Consider the following 6,617-nt stretch of genomic DNA (forward strand, 5'->3'; position numbering starts at 1 on the left):
CGCTCCGGCATGGTGTGAAAATCCAGCACCACGCTGCGCCCGTGGCGCAGTTCCGGCGGCAGCGCGAACGAGAACCCGCACGCCGGGTCCGCCCCGATCGCATCGGCGACATCGGCGCGAAACTGATCGGCCACAATCTCCGCGATCGGCTGACCCTTGGTCGAAATCAGCACCCGCACGCCGCCGGTCTTGACATTGCTCCGCTCATCGACCCGGACCACCCAGCCCTGGATCATGCCATCGACCAACCCATCCAGCACCCCTTCGACATGCATGCGCCGCGTCAGGCAGAAATGCAGTTCCGGCAGCACCAGCCCGCCGCGTCCGGGCAGATGGATCGGATCGCCATCCAGAGTCGCGAACGACAGCACATGGCGCAACCCATCCTGAAACCGCAACGGAATCATGTAATCGAACCCCACCCGAGTCGAGGGCAGGTTGAGCGGTGCTGTGTCCGGCCGATTGACATCGCAGGTGATCACATCGGCGATCTGGCCATCGATCATCACCCGCATGGTCAGCGCCCGGTCCGCCGCCATCGGGTCGATCGCCCACCCCGCCAGCGAGGCCTCCTCGATCCGGTCCAGATACCCCAGAATAACCCGCCCCGGCCGCGCCAGCGGCGGGGTCAGCGGCCGCGCCAGCGGCGGGGCCAGTGGCGGAGCCAGCGGCGGAGATCGTGTCGCGGTCTTGCCGGTATCATGCGCCTCAGGCCGTTTCGCCATGAAATTATCCCTGTTCAATGTCGGTCCAATCAGCCGCCCGCGCGAATTCACGGACCCCACCACTACCTTGCCTTGCGGCCGTTCGGAAATCCAGAGACCTTCCACGCAATCTATTGCACCGCATCAGCGCCGCCCGCCGCGATGATCTGGATCAATGCGCAAGACCGCCAACCGGCGCATGAATCCCTCCGCCTGACGACGTGCGACGACGCCACCCCAACCGCGCATCATCCCCCGAGGAGACTCCATCATGAGCAAGCCCGCCCCCCCAAATCAAGCCGAAGCGCATCCAGCCGCCAGCGCCGAACATGGCGATGCCTTCAGCCGCGCCACCCATGAGCTGACCAAGGCCTATCAGGACCTCGCCGCAAGAAACGCCAAAAATCTGAGCGATGCGATGAAATCCCTCGCCAGCGTGAAAACCCCGGCGGAATTCATCGAATTGCAGCAGAAATTGATCAAGCAGGGCGTCGAGGCCGCCGTGGCCGACAGCCGCCACATCGCGACCCTGACCACCACCGTCTTCACCACGGCGTTCGAACCGGTCAAACACCGCATCGCCGCCGTCAAGAGCGCCGTCACGCCTCCCTGAGGCGGCTCGAACTCAGGCGGCTAGCTCGGCAGTGATCGTGCCAGCTGTGGCACGCGGGTATAGCGCGCCGCGAGGCGCAGCAGCCCCGGGAAAACACCGGCGGCCTCAAAGAGCAGCCGTTGCGTCGGCGCGCCCCGCGCCACGCGGTAGAGGGCGGCGGCGCGCATGATCTGGCCGCGAATGTCGCGCCGCAGTGCCGCGTGATAGGCGAAGGCCGTTCCGCCGCCCAGCACCGCCGCCGTGGCGCGCGCGGCGCTGTGCAGCGCGATCGCCATGCCATCGCCGGTAAACGAGGGAATAACCCCCGCCTGATCGCCCAGCCGGAACACGCCCGCCGGATCATCCGGGCCGGGCCGATGCACGAACCCATACGGCACCCGGAAGATCGACAATGGCTGGTCGAGCAGCGGCACCGCCCCCTCCAGCCGATCGGCCAGAACCGCGTTGCGCGCCAGCAAATCGGCCAGAAGCCCCGCCCAGGTGCCGCCCGTGCGCTGCACCCGCGCCCGATCGACCAGGAGCGACAGATTGGCCATCCCGTCCTCGACCAGTTGCAACCCGGCATAGCCATCCGCGAACAGGATCAGATCGATATGGTCAAGCAGCGCCGCCTGCGCCGCCGGGCGGAGCCGGAAATACATCTTGAACCCGACCAGCGCCTCCGGCATTGCCGCCCGCCGCCGCACCCCGCGCAGATCGTGCTTGCCGGTCGCGAGCAGCAGAACCTCCGGCCGCAGCGCGCTCCCATCCGCCAGATCCAGCCTGAGCCCCGCGCGCGCATCAACCCCGCGCACCGCAACGCCCCGCCGCACAATGGCGCCGCAGGACGCGGCATGATCGAGCAGCGCCGCATCCAGCCGCCGCCGCGTCACGCCCAGGCCCCGGAACGGCAGCGCGACGCCAACCGCCGCCGCGTCACGCACCAGCCGCAGCCGCGCAATCCGCGCCCCGCCGAGCGCCTCGACATCGAGCCCGATCGCCGCGAGCGACGCCTGTGCCTCGATGCTCAAAAACTCGCCGCACATCCGGTGCGCCGGCGCCCGGTCCCGCTCCAGCACCACCACCTCCCGCCCGGCCTGCGCCAGGGCGCACGCCGCCGCCCCACCCGCCAGACCGCCACCGGCAACGATAATCGCGCTCACCGGACCCGCGAGACGACATAGCGGAACGGAAACCGCCACTTGATTTCAGCACGCACGCCGGCGGCGGCCAGCGCCGCCTCCCAATCCGCCCGCCGGAAACTCCGCGCGATCGAGATGGTCCCGTCCGACACAACAATATCATGCCAGCCCATCAGCCGCGCCAGCACGCGAAACCCGTAATACGGCAGCGCGTGGCGGTGCAGATCGGTAATCAACCAGCCCCGCACGGCGGTCCGGTCCAGCCAGCCGAGCAGCCGCACCAGCTGCGCATCATCGAGGTGATGGGTGAATTGCGACGTCACGATGAAATCCGGCTTCGGGTCCGGCGCGAAATCGAACACATCGCCGGTCAGATACGCGATCGTCAGATCCGGCGGTGTCGCCGCGCGCGCGGCCACCGCACTCCTCGGGTTCAGATCAACCCCGCTCAGCCGCATGTCAATGCCGCGCCGCGCCGCCCAGCGCCCGATCGCGCGCAGCAGATCGCCATCGCCATAAGCCACATCGAGCACGGAAACCCCGCCCGCCGGCGCCACGGCGGCCAGCCAGCGCAACACCGGCCGATGGGTGAAGGTGATCTGGTTCACCTTGGCCAGATCGCTGATGCACCGCGCATAGATCGCGGGGTCGAGCGCCGGGTCGTCCATCACCTCGGGCCGGGTGCTGCGGCGCGAAAGGTCAACGGCGCCGGTCGCGGGAGGGATCGGGGTGAGGCGGTTCGACATCATCCGCCTAGACCACGCTGAACCTGAACGTCTCCGCCACCATCCCCGGCCCGAACGCCATCGCCATGCCGCGCGCCCCGGACGTCGCGCGCTCGATCATCCGCTTGAGCACGAACATCACCGTCGCGGAGGACATGTTGCCATGCGCCGCCAGCACCGCGCGCGAGGGCGCCAGCGCCGCCGCCGGCAGCGCGAAGCCGGATTCCACCGCATCGAGCACGGTGCGCCCGCCGCCATGCACCGCCCAGAGATCGACCGACTGGGTGCCCTCGCCGCGCAACAACCCCGCGGCATCCGTCCGCGCGAGGTCCGCGCGCAGCGCCCCCGCGATCCGGCCGGGAACCCCGCCCGACAGATGCATCAAAAACCCCTGCGTGCCGATCCGCCAGGTGATCAGCTCCTCGGTATCGGGGATCGTCGCGGTCCGGAAATCCCGCAACGCCAGCCCGCAGGCATCGGCGCTCACCAGGGTCGCGGCACAGCCGTCGCCGAACAGCATGAAGGTCAGCGCGGTCTCCAGATCGTCGGTTTCATGCATATGCAGGGTGCACAGCTCCAGATTGACCACGAGCACCCGCGCCGCCGCATCGGCAAGCACCGCCGCCTGCGCGATCCGCAACGCCGGCACCGCCGCCGAACACCCCATGAACCCCACCAGCGTGCGCTGCACATCCCCCCGCAGCCCCAACCGCCACGCGATATGCTGATCAAGCCCAGGCGCGGTGAAGCCGGTGCAGGAGGCGACCACCAGATGCGTGATCCGCTCAACCTCCCCGCCCAGCCCGAGCTGCTCGATCGCCTGCGCCGCCAGCGCCGGCGCGGTGCGCTCATACTGCGCCATCCGTTTCCCGATATCGGGAAACGCGCCGCGCCGGTAAAAATCCTGGGCATCCACCGTGCCGGTGACCAGATCGCCCATCGCCAGATGCGAATACCGGTGCTCGATCGCCGCCCGCGCCGCCATCCGCGCAAACACCGCCGCCTTGCGCGGATCGAGCATGGTGCGCGCGTAATCGACGAAACCGCAATGGATGTCGTTCTCCGGCACCGCCGTGCCGATCCGGTTGATATAGGCCGTGGACATTGACGCTCGCTTCCATCGATCAAACGCGGCGCGCAAAAACCTGCCGTGAAACGGGGCCGATCGCCCCGCCCTCACCCGTCGCCGCGTCCAAGACATGATGCGCATCCCGGCAAAGACAAGCGACCCGCACGGCATCGCGACCGATCGCGCTCCAGGGGCGCGCTCCAGGGGCGCGCGTCCAGGGGGCGCGCCTGAAGCCGCCGCCGCCCTGCGCAGCACTCCGTTCAGCGCGGCGGCAGGCCGTTCAGCGCGGCGATGATATCCGACAGCATCGGCACGTAATCCCCGCCATGCCCGGTGCCGACCGCGATGGCGTAGGAATTGCGCACCGCGGCGGCCATCGGATTGGCCGCCCCGCGCGACTGGGCGAAGGCGTTGAGATACGACGTGTCCTTCAACGCGTTCTCCAGCGTGAATTGATGCGCATCGCGGTCACGCTCGATCACATATTTGAAAAACGTCTGATAGAACGGGCAATCCATCCGCCCGCCCCGGATCACCTGATCGAACACCTCGGCGGTCAGGCCCGATTTCTGCCCCAGCATCAGCGCCTCGGCATAGAGCGCGCCATAGCCGAGCGAGAGGAAATTATTGAGCAGCTTCATGGTATGCCCGGTGCCGGTCGGACCGGTATGAACAACGCGCCGCGCAAATGTCTCGATCACCGGCCGCACCCGCGCGACATCCACCGCCGCGCCGCCGATCATCACATCGAGCGTGCCCTCCCACGCATCCTTCGGCGTCCGGCTGAGCGGCGCGTCGATCAGAACGATCCCCCGTGGCGCCAGATCCGCCGCGAGCCGCGTGGTCACCGAGGGATCGGAGGTCGAACAATCCACGATGGTCAGCTTCGTGCCGGCGGCGGCGAGCCCGTCCTCGCCCTCGATCACCGCGCGCACCTGATCACTGCCGGTCACGCACAGCAACACGATGTCGCTCGCCGCGGCCAGCGCCTTCGGGGTCGCCGCCTCGGTGGCGCCGCGACCGACCAGCGCCTCGACCGGCGCGCGATTGCGATGCCCCATCACGCTCAGCGGATAACCCGCCGCGAGAATATTCGTCGCCATGCCCTGCCCCATCAGACCGACGCCGATGAAACCTATTCTGTCCGTGACCATGCCGCAGCCTTTCAAAAGGAGAACCGCCGATCGCCCCCCACCACCCATCAAAACAGGCTGTCGAAACGAGGGCCGCACCCAGCTATGCGACAGGAAATCCCCGCGCGCAATCCAGATCTGACAGCGCTATCACCCCGCGGTCGCGCCCATCTGGCGGTCGCGCCCCTCTGGCGCTCCCGCCCATCTTGTATTCCGCCCCGAATGCCGCGATAGACACACCCGCCGCCCCCGCCGCTCCCCTCGCGGCACGCCTGGAGCCACGCCACCGATGCCCCCGATCCATTCAAGCCCGAACTGATCCCATGGACCCTTCGCGCATCGCCGTCATCGGCCTCGGCGCCATGGGGTTCGGCATGGCCGCGTCGCTGATCCGCGCCGGCTTCACCGTCACCGGTCACGACGTCCAGCCCGCACCGCTCGCGCAATTGCAGGCGATCGGCGGGCTCAGCGCCGCCACCCCCGCCGCGGCGGCGCGCGATGCCGCGGCCGTCATCGCTGTCGTCGTCAACGCCGCCCAGACCGAGGCGATCTTATTCGCGGCCGATGGCTGCGCGGCGGCGATGGCCGAGGGCGCCGTGTTCATCTCCTGCGCGACGATGCCGCCCGAAACCGTGCGCGGCCTGGCGGCGCGGCTGGAGGCCACCGGACGGCATTATCTCGATGCCCCGATCAGCGGCGGCGCCGCCCGCGCCGCCACCGGGGCGCTGACCATCATGGCCTCCGGCAGCCAGGCCGCCTTCGCCCAGGCCCGCCCGGCGCTCGAGGCCATGGCGGCAACGCTGCACGAGCTCGGCGACGCACCGGGCATCGGCGCCGGGTTCAAAATGGTCAACCAGCTCCTCGCCGGCGTTCACATCGCCGCCGCGTGCGAGGCGATCGCCTTCGGCGCGGCACTCGGCCTCGATCTGCGCAAACTCTACGACGTCATCACCGGCTCCGCCGGCAATAGCTGGATGTTCGAAAACCGCGTGCCGCACATCCTCGATGCCGATTACGCCCCCCGCAGCGCGGTGAACATCTTCACCAAGGATCTCGGCATCGTGCTCGACATGGCGCGCGCCACCCCGCTCGCGGTTCCCATGGCGGGTGCCGCACTCCAGCTGTTCCTGATGACCGCCTCAGCCGGCATGGGCCAGGACGACGACGCCTCGGTCGCCCGCCTGTTCGCCACCATCGCCGCCCTCGACCTTCCCGTCGCGCATTAGAGCGATATGCGATGAGGTTGACGCGG

The 6,617-nt window shown here is 68.7% G+C and carries 6 protein-coding genes and 1 pseudogene; 2 read left to right on the top strand and 5 right to left on the bottom strand.

The genetic code is table 11. The features are described 5' to 3' along the window. Positions 1-725 (bottom strand): annotated as a pseudogene (locus ACP5E6_RS15305) (glycosyltransferase family 2 protein); the annotation flags it as partial. 250 nt (positions 726-975) lie between these two features. Between ACP5E6_RS15305 and ACP5E6_RS15310 the strand changes: the two are divergent. After that, positions 976-1,317: a phasin family protein gene (locus ACP5E6_RS15310; RefSeq protein ID WP_427955434.1), complete on the top strand. Its 342-nt coding sequence runs from the start codon at positions 976-978 to the stop codon at positions 1,315-1,317. A 20-nt stretch (positions 1,318-1,337) separates the two neighbouring features. Here ACP5E6_RS15310 and ACP5E6_RS15315 read toward each other — a convergent pair whose 3' ends face one another. From ACP5E6_RS15315 to ACP5E6_RS15330, 4 genes are all read right to left on the bottom strand, one after another. Then, positions 1,338-2,459, bottom strand: coding sequence for an NAD(P)/FAD-dependent oxidoreductase (locus tag ACP5E6_RS15315; RefSeq protein WP_427955436.1), 1,122 nt, complete (start codon positions 2,457-2,459; stop codon positions 1,338-1,340). Further along, on the bottom strand, positions 2,456-3,184 hold the full coding sequence (locus tag ACP5E6_RS15320) for a methyltransferase domain-containing protein (protein WP_427955438.1): 729 nt from the start codon (positions 3,182-3,184) through the stop codon (positions 2,456-2,458). Before ACP5E6_RS15320 ends, ACP5E6_RS15315 begins: the two co-directional genes overlap by 4 nt. A 7-nt stretch (positions 3,185-3,191) precedes the next feature. Next, the gene (locus tag ACP5E6_RS15325) at positions 3,192-4,268 is read right to left on the bottom strand and encodes a type III polyketide synthase (protein ID WP_427955441.1); all 1,077 of its coding nucleotides are present in this window, start codon (positions 4,266-4,268) and stop codon (positions 3,192-3,194) included. 224 nt (positions 4,269-4,492) lie between these two features. Then, positions 4,493-5,386, bottom strand: coding sequence for an NAD(P)-dependent oxidoreductase (locus tag ACP5E6_RS15330; protein WP_427955443.1), 894 nt, complete (start codon positions 5,384-5,386; stop codon positions 4,493-4,495). A gap of 302 nt (positions 5,387-5,688) precedes the next feature. Between ACP5E6_RS15330 and ltnD the strand changes: the two genes are divergently transcribed. Then, a complete protein-coding gene (gene ltnD / locus ACP5E6_RS15335) occupies positions 5,689-6,591 on the top strand; it encodes an L-threonate dehydrogenase (RefSeq protein ID WP_427955445.1) in 903 nt (300 codons plus the stop codon). Positions 6,592-6,617 lie beyond the last annotated feature (26 nt).

The sequence above is a fragment of the Acidiphilium sp. genome, assembly GCF_049977125.1.
In the GTDB taxonomy this organism is placed as follows: Bacteria; Pseudomonadota; Alphaproteobacteria; order Acetobacterales; family Acetobacteraceae; genus Acidiphilium.